Consider the following 16,291-nt stretch of genomic DNA (forward strand, 5'->3'; position numbering starts at 1 on the left):
TCGCTAGAAGTACCATCAAAAGAGACATTGCCCCTCGCATCAATTATCACACTGCCTGCATCTCCTTGCCCACTGGTGCTGGCTTGAAGTTGAGCGCCATTGGTCACATACAAACTCTCAGCGCTAATGCGGACGTTACCGCCCTTACCTACTCCTGTCTGTTGTACTGTGCTGAAAGCAGCGCTGGTAAATCTACCATCGCTAGAAGTACCATCAAAAGAGACATTGCCCCTCGCATCAATTATCACACTGCCTGCATCTCCTTGCCCACTGGTACTGGCTTGAAGTTGAGCGCCATTGGTCACATACAAACTCTCAGCGCTAATGCGGATGTCCCCGCCCTTACCTTTTCCTGTCCGTTGTACTGTACTGAGAGCAAAGCCGTTATTAAAAGATACATTGCCCCTCGCATCAATTATTACACTACCTGCATCCCCTTGTCCACTGGTGCTGGCTTGAAGTAGAGAGCCATCAGAAAGGCGCAGTGATGTTGCTGTGATGTCAATTTTACCAGTATTGCCATCTGCTTGTGATTGCACAATATTGAAGACACCACTTCCTACAATTTTTATTTCCCCTATAGCATTAAGCGCAATATCCCCCGCAACAGCGCCAAATGACCCCAATCCTCGCCTAATACCAGCGCTGAGGACACTTCTTCCCGAAATATCTAGATTCTGGGCGTTGACTGCAATACTACCGCCACCAGCAGCTTCTACATATACACGAGCGTCATTAACAAGAGATATATCTGCTCGCGTACTATCAGCAGGAAAGCTCAAGCTCAAATTATCGCCATCTAAAAGAAGCCCGACAGTTCCTCTTGTTGCCAATCCTCCCAACTCAACTCGACCACCATAAGCATTCAGTTCACCGCCATCCATGTTGATATTGCCACCTACAAGCAGTAAACTTTTACCATCAGGAACACGTAGACCAAATGCCCGAAAGCCTCCTGGCTCTAATCCTGCTGGTGCTACTGAGTTGTTTTGAATCGGCGCAGCCGCAATTTGATTGAAGAAAAAAGCTGAAGGATTTACCGTTAGCACCGAAGGAGTATTCGGATTCGTTGCATTGAAAAAACCTTGATTGCCAAACCCGATCGCATTCGCAGTCGTTGCAACAAACGAACCACCAACATTCAAGCTGGCATTTTCGCCAAAAATAATCCCATTTGGGTTAATCAGAAATAGGTTAGCTGTACCATTAGCGCGGATTATCCCATCAATGTTAGAAATTGACCCACCCGTTACCCTGCTGATGATGTTCTGAATGTCCGTAGCATTGCTAAAGTGTACCTCGCTACCAGTAGGAACGGAAAATTCCCTAAAGCTGTGGAACAAGTTGCTACCTGCTCTGGTTCCTCCTTCAATATTTCTGGTGTTACCCTCTTGTTTAACGGTGGAATTATTGGGTAGAGTGCTATCCGGGGTAATTTGGGCAAGAGCGCAATTTGTAGAGACAAGTTTCAAAGACACGACGGAGACGATCGCACCACCTATTACCAGTAAACAGCCTGAGCATAATTTCCCGCCCAAAATTGCACCCCCACCTAGAACAACAGTTTGCTAAATAAAGGTCACACAAGGTTACACTACGAACACATAGTATACCCAATTTTCATGCTGAGTAACAGTCATTCTAGTATTAAAATCTTTTGGAGAAATATCGTCTTTTTCCGCCACTTATCTGTGTTTAGTAATGATCCTCCAGAATTTCCAGGATTTAGGTTTTGAGTTTGTGCGTGCAGACGATACTTGCCTTTGATGGAATCGTACTAATCATACAATAAATTTATTAACATACTTAGACCTAGAATATTAGGAGGTATAAACATTATTTAGGCAATTGCCCTTGTTTTTTCTTTAGTTTCTTCTGCCTCTGGTTTTAAAGGTTTAAGACACTCAAAGTAACCTTGCTCCCACAATTGTCTAACCACATTTTCCATCGCTTCACGGGTAACTTCGGGTAAGATAATTAATCCAGGTTCCGCCAAAAAAGCAGATCCCAATTCATCTTCTGCTTCCAAGTTTTGCTGTAAGCGAATAGGATCAATAAAGTAAACGGGATACATTTCTCCCTCTGCACTCTGAACTACACCATCACTTCTATACCCTTTCATCGAAGTTTCTTCATCATCTCTATCATCCCACCCGTATTTAAAGGTTAACTTTGGATAATCAGCCTCCATTGTTTATTCCTCCTTAATTGCTTGGATTTTTCCCAGTTCCTCATAGAAATACTCGGTATGCGGGAAACGAGCGCGGCTTTAGCCCTCTCTAGGGAAGCGACACGTGCGGTTTTAACCGCCGTGGTATTTGTCTTATCCGTGGTGTGGGTCTTCGATATAACGCCGAATTGCCTCACTACTAACGTTTCCAGCAGTGCTAACAAAATAGCTACTAGTCCACAGTGAAGGTAACTTTAGTAACTCAGGAAACTCTTTACGTAGATAGTAACTAGAACGTCCTTTGAACGCTTTAACGATGAGATGTGGGGTATCCGTAGGCTTCACGCTGACAAATAGGTGAATATGGTCAGGAGCAACTTCCAACGCAAGAATATCCCACCCCTTTTCTATGGCTAACTCTGCAAAAATTTGCCTTGTCCTTGTCGCTATCTCGCCTTTTAAAACTTTTTTCCGACGCTTGGGAATTCACACAAAATGGTAGTTAACTAAAAATTTGACGTGGTTGTTGGTCTTGTAGTCTTCCTGTACTAACATGATTTTTTGTCTTTTTCTCTATATCTGTTGACAACTCTAATGTAGTCGATTAATATCTAGATTTCAACAAAGCTATGGATGGTCGAACCAATGGCTAAAACAAAGAAAACTATGGGAGTACAGCAAGTTTTGCTTACTCCTGATCTAGAAACTAAGGCGTTATTAGAATATCTCTGTCAACAGTCTGGCAAGCTGTACAATAACGCAGTTTACTTTGCACGTCAGACTTTTTTCAAAACAGGAAAGATTCTAAGTGGCAAGTATGATATAGCTTTTGAGCCAACTGTTGCAAAAACATTAGTTGCTCAATCGATGCCATCAACGCCGATGCAGCAGACATTAATGTCAGTAACACAAGCGTTCAAATCCTTTAAAGAATTGCGAATTTTATTCTTTCAAGGTCAGTTGCACTTTAAGCCACAAGTACCAAATTATCTAACGGGGTCAAAACTATATAAAGTTGCTTACCCTAATTCAGGAGCGCAAAAACCAACTATTGTTAATGGGCAACTTAGATTTTCTTTAGGATTGACAATTAGAAGATGGTTTGGAATATCTGAATTTTTCCTCCCAATGCCTTTAAATCTTGATTATTCCAAGGTGAAAGAATTTACGATTCTTCCTAAGAATGGAGTTTTTTATGTTGAGATGTCTTACGAAGTAGCACCACAAAAGCACGAGTTAGACGTTAATCAAGCTTTATCTATTGACTTAGGAACAGCAGATAATCTAGCCTCATGTGTTGATACTTTGGGTAATTCCTTGTTAATTGATGCTCGCGCAATGAAAGCAATGAATCAGTTGTGGAACAAAAAAGTAGCGACACGTAAAGAAGGTAAACCCCAAGCATACTGGGACAGTTGGCTAGACCGTGTTACCCGTAAGCGTAATCACCAAATGCGTGATGGCGTTAACAAAGCCGCAAAGCTAGTTATTGACCACTGCTTAAAATATGGCATTGGAACATTAGTAATAGGGTGGAATGAAGGATTTAAACTTAATGCGAACATTGGACGAGTTCAAAATCAAAAATTCGTACAAATGCCATTAGGTAAGTTAAAAGATAGATTAAAACAATTGTGTGATTTGCATGGTATTAGATTCCAAAAAACTGAGGAATCTTACACGTCAAAATCAAGCTATTTAGATGGAGACACTCTACCCGTTTATGGTGAAAAACCAGAGGGTTGGACAGCATCTGGTAAAAGATTTCCACGTGGTTTGTACCGTACTGCAAATGGTTCAGTTGTCAATGCCGATTTAAACGGTGCAGCGAACATTTTAAGAAAAGTAGCCGGAAACTTAGGCATAGACCTAAGTGACTTGGGTAGACGGTCTTTGACGACCGTAGCGAGAGTGAGATTGTGGCACGTTTCGAGTAAGAAGCCTCTGCTCCAATCTACTCTGTCAGCAGAATCTCAGTGTCTTTAGACCTGAGAGTGTCAATAAACTGTTCAAAGGTTAACAAATTATACTACCGTTCTGTACTAGGCGGCTGCGCTTCTATTTGAACCGTAGTCGCCTACGTAGGGAAACTCCTTGTAGCCCAAACGCTGCGTAAACGGGTGACACTCGTTCAACCACCAGCTACAGCAGGGACGATACTGACTTCATCACCATCTTTCAACGGTGTTTTTGTCCCATCCAAAAAGCGGATGTCTTCACTATTAACGTATAAATTCAAAAAGCGTCGTGGTTGCCCTGCGTCATCACATAAACGCGACTTGATTCCCGGACAACTTTGTTCTAAAGACTCGAACATTTCTGCGATCGTACTACCACTACATTCTAAGGTAGCTTGGTTATTCGTAAATTTTTGCAGGGGAGTGGGAACTAATACTTTTACAGCCATTGTTAGTTGCTAATTGTTAGTTGCTAATTGTTAATGGTTAATTGTTAGGTGTTGATTTTTCTGCTAACGATTAACCATTTACTTATATTTAAACGAGGACTTGTTGCCATTCTAGGCGATCTAGGGTGCGAGAACGTTCTAGCGCACGTTCAAAGCTATCGAGTTTTGCTTCGATTGTCAAAGGTTCACCGATATAGCCTTGTACTGCTTCTTGAGTTTTCAAACCATTCCCGGTGATGTATACCACAGTGGTTTCATCTGGATCAATCTTGCCAGCTTCTACCAATTTTTTCAATACGGCAATGGTTGTACCACCTGCTGTTTCGGTAAAGATGCCTTCGGTTTCCGCTAGCAGCTTGATGCCATCAATAATTTCCGCATCGGTGACTGATTCGATCGCACCACCTGTTTTCTTGGCTATTTCTACAGCGTAGATCCCATCTGCTGGGTTGCCGATCGCAATCGATTTAGCTATTGTATTTGGTTTCACTGGCTTGATAAAGTCGCGCTCTTCTTTAAATGCTGCCGCAATGGGAGAGCAACCTTCTGCTTGTGCGCCACTAAATCTGACGTTCTTACCTTCCACCAAACCGACTTCTGTAAATTCTTGAAACCCTTTGTAAATTTTTGTAAATAGTGAACCTGATGCCAGAGGTGCAACAATGTGGTCTGGTAGTTCCCAACCTAGTTGTTCTACAACTTCAAAACCCAAAGTCTTGGAACCTTCTGAGTAGTAAGGGCGCAAATTAATATTGACAAAACCCCAACCATGTGTATTAGCTACTTCAGAACAGAGGCGATTGACTTGATCGTAATTGCCTTTCACCGCCATCAGGGTGGGACTGTAGATCAAGCTACCCAATATTTTACCCGCTTCCAAATCAGCAGGGATGAAAACACAACAATCCAAACCAGCATGAGCGGCGATCGCAGCTGTGGAATTTGCTAAATTACCAGTACTAGCACAAGAAACAGTAGAAAAACCCAATTCTCGCGCACGAGAAAGTGCAACTGACACCACCCTATCTTTAAAACTAAGAGTGGGCATATTCACCGCATCATTTTTAATGTAGAGCTTGTTTAAACCCAGGCGACGTGCCAAACGATGGGAGCGAACCAAAGGAGTCATCCCTGTTCCCACATCAATTACATTGTCAGTGACAACAGGTAAAAAAGGACGGTAGCGCCAAATTGAATTTGGTCCTGCTTGAATTGTTTCACGGGTGACAGTAAGACGTAAAGCGTTGTAGTCATACTTAACTTCCAACGGTCCAAAGCATAATTCACAAACATGGCTGGCTTTAAGTTCATATTCCGCGCCACACTCCTTACACTTTAGTGCTGTAAACGAGCCAGTGTTTGCTTGGGTTTTGGTTGTTGTCGCCTGAGTCATAAAACTACTCCCCGTATTTCCGTCAACTTTTGCCTGATAGTAGCACGAGCAAAAATACCCGTCAAACAATCCCGATAAATTTTATCGGGATTGTCTGTAGCAAAATAAATATTTGCATCGCATCCAGAATGCAGCTGTTTGATCATGTAGTTAGTGATGTCCTAACGACATAAGGTCTTGCATTTTGATGCGGAGAAATGTAGAATGCTTGTTAAGCCAAAATTTAAATACAATATCTTATCTTTGAGTGAAAGATACCGATCGCCAACTGATAGATACGCAGCAGGGAAGGCGTTGCGTGAAGGTGTACCGCGCTCATCCCACGGCGAATGGAATCCCCCAGCAGAGCGCCTCGATCCGATCACCTTACTAGAGAAATCAAGTCAGGGAAGACTGCCCAATTTAGTACCACTGCGATATGGAAGGATGCTCAAGTCACCCTTCACCTTCCTGCGTGGAGCAGCGATTGTCATGGCAGCTGACTTGGGAACAACTCCTACCACAGGAATTCAAGTCCAAGCTTGTGGTGATTGTCATCTATTGAACTTCGGTGGGTACGCTACACCAGAACGAAACCTCGTCTTTGACGTAAACGATTTTGACGAAACCCTGCCTGCTCCTTGGGAGTGGGATATTAAACGTTTAGCAACTAGCGTAGTTGTTGCAGGGCGGCATATCAACCTTTCTGCGAAGAACTGTGAGAAAGCAGCGCGTACCGCTGTCTGTTCTTATCGAGAACACATGGCTAAGTACGCTCAGATGGGTGCTATGGATGTATGGTACTCGCGCATTGATGCTAGGGCGCTGCATAATTTAGTCCCTGATGTCAATAACCGTCAACGAGTCGATTATGTGGCAAAAGCTTTAACACGCACTTCTGCCCAAGCATTGCCAAAATTAACTGAAGTGGTGCACGGAAAGTGGCGGATAACTGAAAACCCACCGTTAATGTATCACTTACCACCAGACGATCTCCTGGAGGAAGAAGTAGAGTCTGTCTACCAGCTTTATCTTCAAACTGTCAGAGATGACTTGCATGTTCTGCTTGATCGCTTTCGCTTAGTGGATATTGCGATTAAGGTGGTGGGAGTTGGGAGTGTAGGTACGCGCTGCTTTGTCGCACTGCTGATGGCAGAGGATAATGAACCTTTATTCTTACAAATGAAAGAGGCAAACAATTCTGTATTTGAACCTTATATAAATAAAAGTATATATCAAAATCATGGTCAGCGCGTAGTTGCAGGTCAACGTTTGATGCAAGCAGCTAGCGATATCTTCCTTGGTTGGACAAGAAGTGAACGTGGGCATGATTTCTATGTTCGACAATTGCGGGATATGAAAGTTGCTGTTGACATAGAAGATTTGTCTGCTTCTGAGTTAATTGGCTACTCAGGATTATGTGGGTGGGCGCTAGCTCGTGCTCATGCTCGTTCTGGTGATCCAGTAATGATATCTGGTTATATGGGTAAAAGTGATAGTTTTGATCGAGCGATCGCCAACTTTGCTGTTGCCTATGCCGATCAAACTGAGCGCGATCATCAAGCACTTGTAGCTGCGGTAAAATCTGGGCGTATTCAAGTAATCGAGGAAAATGTATAATTCAATGATTACTTCCTCAGGTAATGAGCCTAATTGACCGCGAGTTAACTCTCGACACCAAACACGTTGCCAAACATTTACCAAATACTCCCCAAATGGAGCAGCTACTTCAAAAAGAAGGTAGCGCTCATGTATTTAATGATGAAGCCACAATAAAAGTAGTTACTCAAGCAATCATAGAAAAAGGGGAGTTCACAGGAGTCGTTCGCGGACACGAACGTTATGGGTTATACTTTGTCGAACCCGTTGGATATCGTGTCAGTGTCAATGGCAGCAGAATTCTACTTTATTACGCCGAAATGAAAGTCAAAGGAAACAAGTACCATGTCATCCCCCGCACAAAACCTAGCAGATAATTGGGAGTTTACAGAGTTGTGGGTAGACCCGACTGCCTCGCCTCCTTATGTTCTAATTTTACTAAGCGATGCGGATGGTAGGATCTGTATTTACGATCCAACTCAGAATTATCAAGTGGTTTTTTCCAGCGATACTTATGAAGAGGCAAAACTCTGGTTACTTGAAGATGAGTATGAGCGAGTCGAAGGACGACTTACTGATAAAATGGTAGCTTAAGGAATCTTTCTATACTTGGTTAGTACATAAGTGTAATTTATCTCTCCAACTGGAAGCTATTTTTTAGCAAAATTTTATTTCAAATATTTTAGATCATTCCAAGAAGTCAAATTGTTTCACCCAGTTAGGTGAAACAATTTGACTTTTTTAAATTAATCTACTTTTGTTACTGTGTCAGCATATTTATTGATCATCCAATAGCTCCTTGGCGACATCATCCAGTTTTTTGTTTGTATTGTCGTATATCTGAAACAAGCGTTTGCTAGCAACTCCGGAGGTAAGCCCCACGACTGCTGTTGCAGTAGCAATTGGTACGTTCTTCGTGCAAACTGACACAGCAGCTGTAATACCAAAGATGACAGTAGCTGTTGCTAAAGCGATCGCTATATTAAAACTTGTTCTCGCTTGTCTAGAGCGTTCTTCGTACCACTGTGTTGCAATAGTCTTGCTTGAGTTCTGTGTGGTCGTGTTAGTTTTGAGTAGTTTGTTCATTACCATTCCCTGAAAAAACTAGGTTTGAAGCGCTTATCTAAGTTCTAACCTTGAATTTCCGAGAATATGTGGTTTGAGTAGTAAAACTCACACTTACTCAAATTTGAGATATTTTGAGTAAAAAAACTATCTAAATTAAACAGCTAACTAAAGAGGAAACAAGGGAAGAAGTATCGCTGTCATATAAGCACAAATAGCATTTAATTCTGATTTTGTGCAAAAAGGCGCACAAATATTTCCACTAGTTATTTTTATGCTAATAATTATAGGTAAAATATTTTCCCGTACAGTCAGATAATTTTTACACTATATAAGTATATTTACCATAATTATAGCACTATAGCAGTCCTAAATGATTTGCAAACACAAGTATTTCTCCTCTTGGCGCTCTTGGCGTCTTGGCGGTTCATAATTCAAATAGGTAGGTGAAAAGAACTTCGGTCCTTTTCAAGTGGTAAAAAACACAACAGAGTCTTTAAGAAGGGTTGCCGAAACTCCTGGTGGAATTGGTTATGCCACAGCTTCAGAAGTTGTTATCCATAGGACTCTACCAATAAAATCTCTCCTGCTGGCTTATAATTCTGACAAACCTTTTATACCTCCCTTCAGCAATAAAAACATGAATCAAGTGAATCAACAGGCTTTTGCCGATGGTTCTTACCCAATTACTCGGAAGCTATATGTGATCATTAAAAAAGACGGTGGTCTAGATGAACAAGCTGGTACTGCTTATGCTAACTTGCTCTTAAGCATTGAGGGTCAAAAACTAATAGAGCAAGCTGGTTTTGCACCTATTCGGAAACTTAGCCCTAAATAGTGATCAAGCCAAAAGCTGTGCGAAAAAGTATGAGCTATTTTGGCAAAAATCGCTGTCGCAAACGAGAGACAAAAGCATCTACTTCTGGTAATCTCATTGATGCAGCGATCGCACCAAAAACCAACAAGCTAAGTATTCCAGCCACAGACAATTCTAACAACTGAATCAGCAAACCATCAGGTCCTAAAAGCCAGACTAAACCTTTGAGAGTAGCAAAACTGACGGTACCAGCTACAGTACTAGCAGCAGCTAAACCTAAAATTGGCAACATCCACTCTTTTAACGGTAATCCATTTAACTTACGATTTAATAAAAATAACAGCATTAATACTGAACTAAAATTTACTAATACAGTTGCCAACACCAAGCCAGGAGCGCCAAAAGGTTTAATTAAAAAGTAATCCAACACAGCGTTGAGGAAGATATTAATCATACTGATGCGAAAAGGTGTCTCGCCATCACCCAAGGCATAAAACACCCGCACCAAAACATCACGCCCTAAATAGACAAACATCCCAATCCCGTTAGCAACTAACAGAGAAGCAACTAATGCTGAATCTGTTACCTTAAAAGCACCACGCTCATAAACTACACGAACAATTGGTACAGCAAGAGTAATCATCAATGCACCCAACGGTAGCATAGTAAAAGCGGAAAGCAAAAGTCCTTGGCGAATGCGAAACTTTAACTCTTGCCAATTTTCTGGAGCAGCAAGTCGGGAAAATATTGGTAATAGGGGAACCAAAATCACGTTGGAAATAATCCCCAAGGGAGTCTGCACCAGTAACGAAGCATTAGCCAAAGCAGCAGCAACTCCTGTAACCGGAATCAAAGAAGCAAAAAACAAATCGGTGTAAAGGTTGATTTGCAACATTCCAGAAGAAAAGGTGGCTGGTAGCATAATTTTCATCACATCCCTCACCCCTGGTTGATTAAAATCAAATCGCAGTCGCAATCTACCAAAACCTGCTTTTGTTTGAGCAATTACCTGTACTATCCATTGCAAAACTGCTCCCGCTAGGTAGCCACCTGCTAAAACTGCTCCGCCCAGCATTGCGTATTCAGGAGTGCTAATCTTGCTACCTAGTTGCAAATAGAGGATACCTAAACCAATAATAACTGTAACACTGGAAAACAAAGGACTGATGGAAGGTAGCCAGAATTGATTAGCAGCATTGAGAACTCCAAAACCAATACCAATTAGTCCAGAGAAAACTGCCATTGGTGCCATAATTTGGAGTTGTTGGATCGCAATTTCTCTAATTAACTGTTTTTCTGGCACTTTTAAACCAGGTGCAAATAAGTCAATGATGTAAGGAGCAAAGATGACTAGAAAAATTGTGACGATTAGGAGTATTCCACCAATCAGCGTTGTAATTGTTTCTACTAAAGGAGCTGCTTCTTCTTTTTTGCGTTTAGCTAAGACGCTGACAACAGCACTGTAAAATGGTCCGTTAATGCCACCTAACAATATGAGCAGGAAACCTGGGATGGTGTAGGCGAAGTTAAAAGCATCAGCAGCAGCACCCAAACCAAAAGCAGCAGCTTGAACTTGCTGCCGCACTAAACCAACGATTTTACTAATTAAGGTAGCAGCGGCGACAATTCCCGCAATTCCGGCTAGGCTTCGAGAAGGTTTTTGTTGTGTCATATCAGATGGCGATGTCTGACAACATTTAACCGGAAATTGAGGTGTTTGTCAGGTAAATTTTGGAAAAATGTAGAGACGCGATTAATCGCGTCTCTACCGACATCCTAAACTGTCGCGTGTGGAGACGCCTGTGACGGGATTTACACCATCGGCACGATCGCACAATAATGATACTTGGTAGCGATCGATTAAAGCATCGGTAAAATCTGCACCTGTAATTATGGCATTATAGAAGCGGCTACGTATTAAATTTGCTTCTGTAAAGATGGCATTTTTGAGGTTTGCACTATCTAAAGTTACACGATCAACTAAAGCACCTGTCAAATTTGCACCTTCTAAGTTAGCTTTGAGCAAAACTCCCTTGGTGAGAATTGCGTTAGTTAAATTAGCACCTTGAAAATTTGCTGAGCGCATTTCAGCAGCGACAAAAGTTGCCCCGACTAAATCAGCACCTGAAAAGTCGCGATTTTCTAAATTTGTATTGCTATAGTTGATAGTTTTTTCTTGAGCAACAGCGGGATTGGGATTAAGCAATATCCACAAACAAGCAAGTGCCAAAATTACAATCAAACTCAGCAACCGTAGTATAAATTTTTTCATAACTTTATTATTTGTTAATTGCTAATGGCTAATTGTTAATTGCGATTAGCCATTAGCCATGAGCTACTTCCAATCTTTACCAATCCGAATGGTAAGATCAGATTGTAGATCCCCGAAGGCAGCAACCTGAACTTCACCCAAGCCTAAGATTTTTTGCATTTCTAGTGCAGCAAGGCGATCGCCTTTTTGTGCTACTATTCTAGTTTCTCTTTGGGGATCAGGTGAAGTTTGCACAGCATAAACATTGATAAAACCTTTTTGTTTGAGAGACTGAACAACTTTTTCAGTGAGTTCCGGTTTTGTGGAAGCATTCTGAACAGCAATTTTCAGACTAGTTAATGGTTTAACAATTCTTTGCATTCCAGCGATCCCCGCACCAGCATAGTCACTGAGCAAATCAACTCGTCCAGTCAAATCCAACCAATAGCTATTGGGATCTTGACTTAATCTACTAAAAACTCCTGGTAAAATCGTCATTTGAAAATTATCTCGCTCCAGGTTCAAGCTAAAGTTGACCAGTGCCATCATTTCTTCTAACTTCAAGTTAGTGTCCAAATACTTGCGCATCACACGAACTATTTGTGGCAACCTGGGTATAACAGTGGGACTATTGAGACGATTACGTAAAGCGGCTAACAGTGCTTGCTGTCGCTGCACTCTACGCAAATCGCCCATTGCTGGTTCGCGGAATCGCACAAAAACTTCTGCTTGTTCGCCGTTAAGAGTTTGCCAACCCTTAACTAAATTAACCTGCTGCCCTGAGTTGTCTTTAAATATAATTGGTTGAGGAACATAGACTTCAACTCCTCCCAACAGATCTATGAGCTGACGCAAGCCACTAGTAGAAATACGGATATAGCGATCAATAGGAGCATTGTTAAGAGTACGACTTACTACCCGTGCTGCTAAAACCGGGCCACCTTGAGCATTAGCTTGAGATACCTTATTTAACCCCTTTTCGGGAATTGTAATCATGGTATCTTTGGGGATCGACAGTACCCGGAGCGATTTATCAGTGGGATTAGGTCGAAGCAGCAGTGTAGTATCGCTGTGTCCGGCATAACTTTCTGCCGAACCATCAACGCTACCAGGGACTGGTTCAATTCCCATAATTAAAATATTCATTGGACGTGTCAGATGATACTGAGAAATGTTGCTCCAGACATCTTTAGGCAGTGGTGTATTTTGTGCATCTTTTGCACTTGTATCCAATTCGTCATCTGTTCGATCTATATCACTCCATAACGGCGTCCACAGAGCCAAAGTTGATACCAGTAAACCCGATAAAGTAGTTCCCACCACAATAGTGAGTATCCAAAATAACCAGCGCGGGATCGTCAACCCTAACCTGTAGTAAAGCTGGCTAGGAATTGAACTTGTAGATGTTCTGACATTACTAATAACATCTGAAGGAAAATGTTCTGCTGACATTTCCGCATCCAAATGTTCTACATCTTGAGATGTGCCCTGATTTTCTATGTGTTCTACGTGTTTCACCACAAATATCTCCCCACTCACCACTCCCTAAACGTATGTTAATCTAAGCCACAAATCTTGCCAGTGGAAAAGGTCACAGTACACTTGTAGTGTTCCTCAGTAAGTTTTTATGACAAAATGACTAGATCCTTGTTCCCCGTAATTCTCGCTGGTGGTAAAGGAGAGCGCTTCTGGCCCTTAAGTCGCTTATCTAGACCCAAGCAATTTCTCTGTCTTGATGGTAGTTCTCGAAGTCTCCTGCAAGCAACTGCTGACCGACTGCTCCCACTTGCTCACGGTTGGGAAAACTTGTGGGTAATCACTTCTAGCCAGATAGCCCAAGGAGTGATTGAACAATTACCAGAACTACCATCTCAAAATTTACTAGTTGAGTCCCAAGGAAGGGACACTGCCGCTGCAGTCGCTTGGGCAAGTTTAGAAATTAAAAACCGTTATGGAGAAGAAGCCCTCATTGGTTTTTTCCCCGCCGATCACTGGATTGCACACCAAGAGGTATTTGCACATACATTAAGTGCAGCTACTGAATTAGCAGCCAAAAAGGAAGCAATTGTGACATTGGGAATCAAGCCCACATTTCCTTCAACTGGTTACGGGTACATAGAACAAGGCGAAAGTATTGGTATATTTTATGACTTGCCAGCTTATCACGTCAACCGCTTTACTGAAAAGCCAGACCGTAAAACGGCAGAAACTTTTCTCTCAACGGGGCGCTATAGCTGGAATAGCGGTATGTTTATTTTTAGAGCAGGTGTTGTTCTCAAGGAACTACACACCCATGCGCCAGAAATTATTGAACCGATAGAAAAACACGGTCCTGACATTTACCATGAGCTACCTAAGAAAAGTATAGACTATGCCTTAATGGAAAAAACCAACATAGCATACGTCTTACCAGTAGAATTTGGCTGGGACGACTTGGGAGATTGGAACGCGATCGAGCGCCTGCTCAAAAAAGACCATACCCCCAACGTAGAACTAGCAACACATGTAGGATTAGATACACAAGGAGGAATTATTTACTCAACTAACCCTGACGACGTAATAGTTACCATCGGCTTAGAAGACATAGTGATTGTACGCGATCGCAACGTCACCCTAATCGCCAAAAAAGACCGAACCCAAGAAATCAAACAAGTCCTCAAAACCTTACAAAGCGATTCCCGATTCAAAGAACTGCTGTAAAAAAGGGTGAGTTGATCCCCACCCCCCCCCTTAATAAGGGGGGCAGGGGGGCATCAAACCCTTGTTCAAGTTAAAACTCATGACAGAAGTCAAAAAGACACTTTTTGCACTATAACTTAGCAGTCAGTTACTTTTCTAATCACTCTTCCCTCTTTCTCTGCGCTCTCTGCGCCTCAGCGGTTCATAAAAAACCATGTTTCTCACCCAAACTGTTCCACGTCAAAGAGAAATCATCGAAGTCCTACTGCGCAACGGGTGGGACTACATGCGACGGCTAATCACCGTGGGTAAAGCAGACGAACCCCAACTTCCCCCACCAGCCGTCCTCAAAAACATCCTGGTAGATTTAGGCCCAGTTTACGTCAAACTAGGTCAACTCATGTCTACCCGTCCAGACTTACTTAACGCTGCCTACATAGAAGAACTATCAACACTGCAAGACGAAGTACCACCAGTTTCCTGGACTGAAGTCGAAGTAATTATACGTAAACAACTCAAACGCCCTCTAGAAGAAACCTTCACCACCATCAATCCCATCGCAGTTGCCGCAGGCTCCATAGCTCAAACACACCGAGCTACACTTGCAGATGGTAGAGAAGTTGCCCTCAAAGTACAACGTCCGGGAATTGACATCACCGTCGCCCAAGACATCGCCTTAATTCATGGTATTGCTGACTTAGTTGCCCGTACCGAATTTGGTCAAAACTACGAAATCAAATCCATCGCTGAAGAATTTACTAAAGCGCTGGAAGCAGAACTAGATTTTACACGAGAAGCAACACACACCGACCAGTTACGACGTAATTTATCCACTAGTCGCTGGTTTGATCCCACACAATTAGTAGTTGCGGAAATTAACTGGGATTTAACCACATCAAAATTAATGGTAATGGAGTGGTTGGACGGAGTACCCATACTATCGGCAAACTTTAGCAGCGACAAAAACGGCAAAGATCCTGTGCAAGAGCGTAAAGCAATTACCACTTTGCTATTCCGCGCTTTCTTTCAACAATTATATATTGATGGCTTCTTTCACGCCGATCCCCATCCTGGGAATTTATTTTACCTTAGAGATGGTCGTGTTGCTTTGTTAGACTGTGGCATGGTGGGAAGACTTGATCCCCGCACGCAGCAGATACTAACACAAATGTTGTTAGCAATTGTTGATCTAGATGCGCAACGGTGCGCTCAATTAACATTACAGTTAGCCGATTCTACTGAACCAGTAATTTTGTCTCGCCTAGAAAGCGATTATGACAGAATGCTACGGAAGTATCACAATTTAAACTTAGAGGAAATTAACTTTAGTCAGATAATATATGAAGTTCTCCAAATAGCCCGCAATAATAAAATTCGGCTACCTAGCAACATGGGGTTGTATGCTAAAACCCTAGCTAATTTAGAAGGGTTAGCGCGTGGATTCAACCCAGAACTTAACTTTATTGACGAAATTCAACCATTACTTACAGACTTATTCCGCAAGCAGTTATTCGGGGATCATCCAGTGCGATCGCTCCTCAGAACAGCCTTGGATCTCAAAAGTCTGTCCTTACAATCTCCCCGTCAAATTGAGTTACTCTTAGATCGAGTGACCTCAGAAACCTTACAATGGAATTTATCAGTGCGAGGTTTAGACGGTTTGCGTCGCACCATGGATGATGCTGCCAACCGACTTTCATTTAGCATTTTAGTTGGTTCACTGATCATGGGCGCAGCGATTATCTCTAGCAACGCTCGGACGGCACAATTATCATTTTTGAGCAATGTGCTATTTGCTACTGCTAGTTTGTTGGGGCTATGGTTGATTATTAGTACCTTACGCTCTGGACGTTTACGCTAGCCTTGACTTATGTAAGGGCTAAGAGCTCAAGTCAGCTAAAGCTGACTGAAAGATTTATGCAATCCGCTTT

The 16,291-nt window shown here is 42.3% G+C and carries 17 protein-coding genes; 7 read left to right on the top strand and 10 right to left on the bottom strand.

The genetic code is table 11. The features are described from left to right. The 3 genes from ICL16_RS35065 to tnpA all read right to left on the bottom strand — a co-directional run. Window positions 1-1,538: two-partner secretion domain-containing protein (locus ICL16_RS35065; protein ID WP_190836200.1), on the bottom strand; the 1,538-nt coding region annotated here is incomplete at its 3' end. Window positions 1,539-1,840: 302 nt separating this feature from the next. Continuing rightward, the gene (locus ICL16_RS35070; protein ID WP_190836201.1) at window positions 1,841-2,191 is read right to left on the bottom strand and encodes a hypothetical protein; all 351 of its coding nucleotides are present in this window, start codon (window positions 2,189-2,191) and stop codon (window positions 1,841-1,843) included. Between the two features lie 132 nt (window positions 2,192-2,323). Next, the gene (gene tnpA, locus ICL16_RS35075; RefSeq protein ID WP_337907189.1) at window positions 2,324-2,656 is read right to left on the bottom strand and encodes an IS200/IS605 family transposase; all 333 of its coding nucleotides are present in this window, start codon (window positions 2,654-2,656) and stop codon (window positions 2,324-2,326) included. Between the two features lie 180 nt (window positions 2,657-2,836). Between tnpA and ICL16_RS35080 the strand changes: the two genes are divergently transcribed. Further along, window positions 2,837-4,156, top strand: a complete 1,320-nt coding sequence (locus ICL16_RS35080; protein ID WP_202895883.1) for an RNA-guided endonuclease InsQ/TnpB family protein — start codon at window positions 2,837-2,839, stop codon at window positions 4,154-4,156. 145 nt (window positions 4,157-4,301) lie between these two features. On the opposite strand, the gene ICL16_RS35085 is transcribed toward ICL16_RS35080, so the two are convergent. From ICL16_RS35085 to ICL16_RS35095, 3 genes are all read right to left on the bottom strand, one after another. Further along, window positions 4,302-4,577 (bottom strand): MoaD/ThiS family protein, encoded by a 276-nt coding sequence (locus ICL16_RS35085; RefSeq protein WP_190836203.1) that lies wholly within the window; start codon window positions 4,575-4,577, stop codon window positions 4,302-4,304. An 88-nt stretch (window positions 4,578-4,665) separates the two neighbouring features. Beyond that, window positions 4,666-5,970, bottom strand: coding sequence for a threonine synthase (gene thrC / locus ICL16_RS35090; RefSeq protein ID WP_190836204.1), 1,305 nt, complete (start codon window positions 5,968-5,970; stop codon window positions 4,666-4,668). Then, complete coding sequence (locus ICL16_RS35095) at window positions 5,967-6,116, bottom strand: hypothetical protein (RefSeq protein WP_190836205.1); 150 nt, start codon at window positions 6,114-6,116, stop codon at window positions 5,967-5,969. Before ICL16_RS35095 ends, thrC begins: the two co-directional genes overlap by 4 nt. Before the next feature lie 97 nt (window positions 6,117-6,213). Here ICL16_RS35095 and ICL16_RS35100 point away from each other — a divergent pair, with 97 nt between their 5' ends. Genes ICL16_RS35100 through ICL16_RS35110 form a run of 3 tightly spaced genes read left to right on the top strand, consistent with a single transcriptional unit; the run spans window position 6,214 to window position 8,142 of the window. Next, window positions 6,214-7,569 carry a DUF2252 domain-containing protein gene (locus tag ICL16_RS35100; RefSeq protein WP_238361096.1) on the top strand — a complete coding sequence of 452 codons (1,356 nt, stop codon included), beginning with the start codon at window positions 6,214-6,216 and terminating at the stop codon, window positions 7,567-7,569. A 23-nt stretch (window positions 7,570-7,592) separates the two neighbouring features. Then, window positions 7,593-7,925 carry a DUF6972 family protein gene (locus tag ICL16_RS35105; RefSeq protein ID WP_190836207.1) on the top strand — a complete coding sequence of 111 codons (333 nt, stop codon included), beginning with the start codon at window positions 7,593-7,595 and terminating at the stop codon, window positions 7,923-7,925. Continuing rightward, window positions 7,894-8,142: a hypothetical protein gene (locus ICL16_RS35110; RefSeq protein WP_190836208.1), complete on the top strand. Its 249-nt coding sequence runs from the start codon at window positions 7,894-7,896 to the stop codon at window positions 8,140-8,142. The genes ICL16_RS35105 and ICL16_RS35110 overlap by 32 nt, the downstream gene beginning before the upstream one ends. Before the next feature lie 183 nt (window positions 8,143-8,325). Here ICL16_RS35110 and ICL16_RS35115 read toward each other — a convergent pair whose 3' ends face one another. Beyond that, complete coding sequence (locus tag ICL16_RS35115) at window positions 8,326-8,634, bottom strand: TRADD-N-associated membrane domain-containing protein (RefSeq protein WP_190836209.1); 309 nt, start codon at window positions 8,632-8,634, stop codon at window positions 8,326-8,328. Window positions 8,635-9,085: 451 nt separating this feature from the next. On the opposite strand from ICL16_RS35115, the gene ICL16_RS35120 reads away from it, so the two are divergent. Further along, window positions 9,086-9,451 carry a substrate-binding domain-containing protein gene (locus ICL16_RS35120; protein ID WP_190836210.1) on the top strand — a complete coding sequence of 122 codons (366 nt, stop codon included), beginning with the start codon at window positions 9,086-9,088 and terminating at the stop codon, window positions 9,449-9,451. Between the two features lie 34 nt (window positions 9,452-9,485). On the opposite strand, the gene murJ is transcribed toward ICL16_RS35120, so the two are convergent. From murJ to ICL16_RS35135, 3 genes are all read right to left on the bottom strand, one after another. Then, on the bottom strand, window positions 9,486-11,102 hold the full coding sequence (gene murJ / locus ICL16_RS35125; protein ID WP_190836211.1) for a murein biosynthesis integral membrane protein MurJ: 1,617 nt from the start codon (window positions 11,100-11,102) through the stop codon (window positions 9,486-9,488). Window positions 11,103-11,195: 93 nt separating this feature from the next. Continuing rightward, window positions 11,196-11,702, bottom strand: coding sequence for a pentapeptide repeat-containing protein (locus tag ICL16_RS35130; protein ID WP_190836212.1), 507 nt, complete (start codon window positions 11,700-11,702; stop codon window positions 11,196-11,198). A gap of 63 nt (window positions 11,703-11,765) precedes the next feature. Then, window positions 11,766-13,133: an LCP family protein gene (locus ICL16_RS35135; protein WP_202895884.1), complete on the bottom strand. Its 1,368-nt coding sequence runs from the start codon at window positions 13,131-13,133 to the stop codon at window positions 11,766-11,768. Between the two features lie 183 nt (window positions 13,134-13,316). Between ICL16_RS35135 and ICL16_RS35140 the strand changes: the two genes are divergently transcribed. After that, window positions 13,317-14,381: a mannose-1-phosphate guanylyltransferase gene (locus tag ICL16_RS35140; RefSeq protein ID WP_190836214.1), complete on the top strand. Its 1,065-nt coding sequence runs from the start codon at window positions 13,317-13,319 to the stop codon at window positions 14,379-14,381. Between the two features lie 193 nt (window positions 14,382-14,574). After that, the gene (locus tag ICL16_RS35145) at window positions 14,575-16,221 is read left to right on the top strand and encodes an ABC1 kinase family protein (RefSeq protein WP_190836215.1); all 1,647 of its coding nucleotides are present in this window, start codon (window positions 14,575-14,577) and stop codon (window positions 16,219-16,221) included. The last annotated feature ends 70 nt before the right edge of the window (window positions 16,222-16,291 follow it).

It is taken from the genome of Iningainema tapete BLCC-T55, assembly GCF_014698965.1.
GTDB classification, from domain to species: Bacteria; Cyanobacteriota; Cyanobacteriia; order Cyanobacteriales; family Nostocaceae; genus Iningainema; species Iningainema tapete.

Coding starts and splice junctions, on each gene's coding strand:
- ICL16_RS35070 (WP_190836201.1), bottom strand. CDS start 2,191: ATGGAGGCTGATTATCCAAAGTTAACCTTTAAATACGGGTGGGATGAT.
- ICL16_RS35080 (WP_202895883.1), top strand. CDS start 2,837: ATGGGAGTACAGCAAGTTTTGCTTACTCCTGATCTAGAAACTAAGGCG.
- ICL16_RS35085 (WP_190836203.1), bottom strand. CDS start 4,577: ATGGCTGTAAAAGTATTAGTTCCCACTCCCCTGCAAAAATTTACGAAT.
- thrC (WP_190836204.1), bottom strand. CDS start 5,970: ATGACTCAGGCGACAACAACCAAAACCCAAGCAAACACTGGCTCGTTT.
- ICL16_RS35095 (WP_190836205.1), bottom strand. CDS start 6,116: ATGATCAAACAGCTGCATTCTGGATGCGATGCAAATATTTATTTTGCT.
- ICL16_RS35105 (WP_190836207.1), top strand. CDS start 7,593: ATGAGCCTAATTGACCGCGAGTTAACTCTCGACACCAAACACGTTGCC.
- ICL16_RS35110 (WP_190836208.1), top strand. CDS start 7,894: ATGTCATCCCCCGCACAAAACCTAGCAGATAATTGGGAGTTTACAGAG.
- ICL16_RS35115 (WP_190836209.1), bottom strand. CDS start 8,634: ATGAACAAACTACTCAAAACTAACACGACCACACAGAACTCAAGCAAG.
- murJ (WP_190836211.1), bottom strand. CDS start 11,102: ATGACACAACAAAAACCTTCTCGAAGCCTAGCCGGAATTGCGGGAATT.
- ICL16_RS35130 (WP_190836212.1), bottom strand. CDS start 11,702: ATGAAAAAATTTATACTACGGTTGCTGAGTTTGATTGTAATTTTGGCA.
- ICL16_RS35135 (WP_202895884.1), bottom strand. CDS start 13,133: ATGTCAGCAGAACATTTTCCTTCAGATGTTATTAGTAATGTCAGAACA.
- ICL16_RS35140 (WP_190836214.1), top strand. CDS start 13,317: ATGACTAGATCCTTGTTCCCCGTAATTCTCGCTGGTGGTAAAGGAGAG.
- ICL16_RS35145 (WP_190836215.1), top strand. CDS start 14,575: ATGTTTCTCACCCAAACTGTTCCACGTCAAAGAGAAATCATCGAAGTC.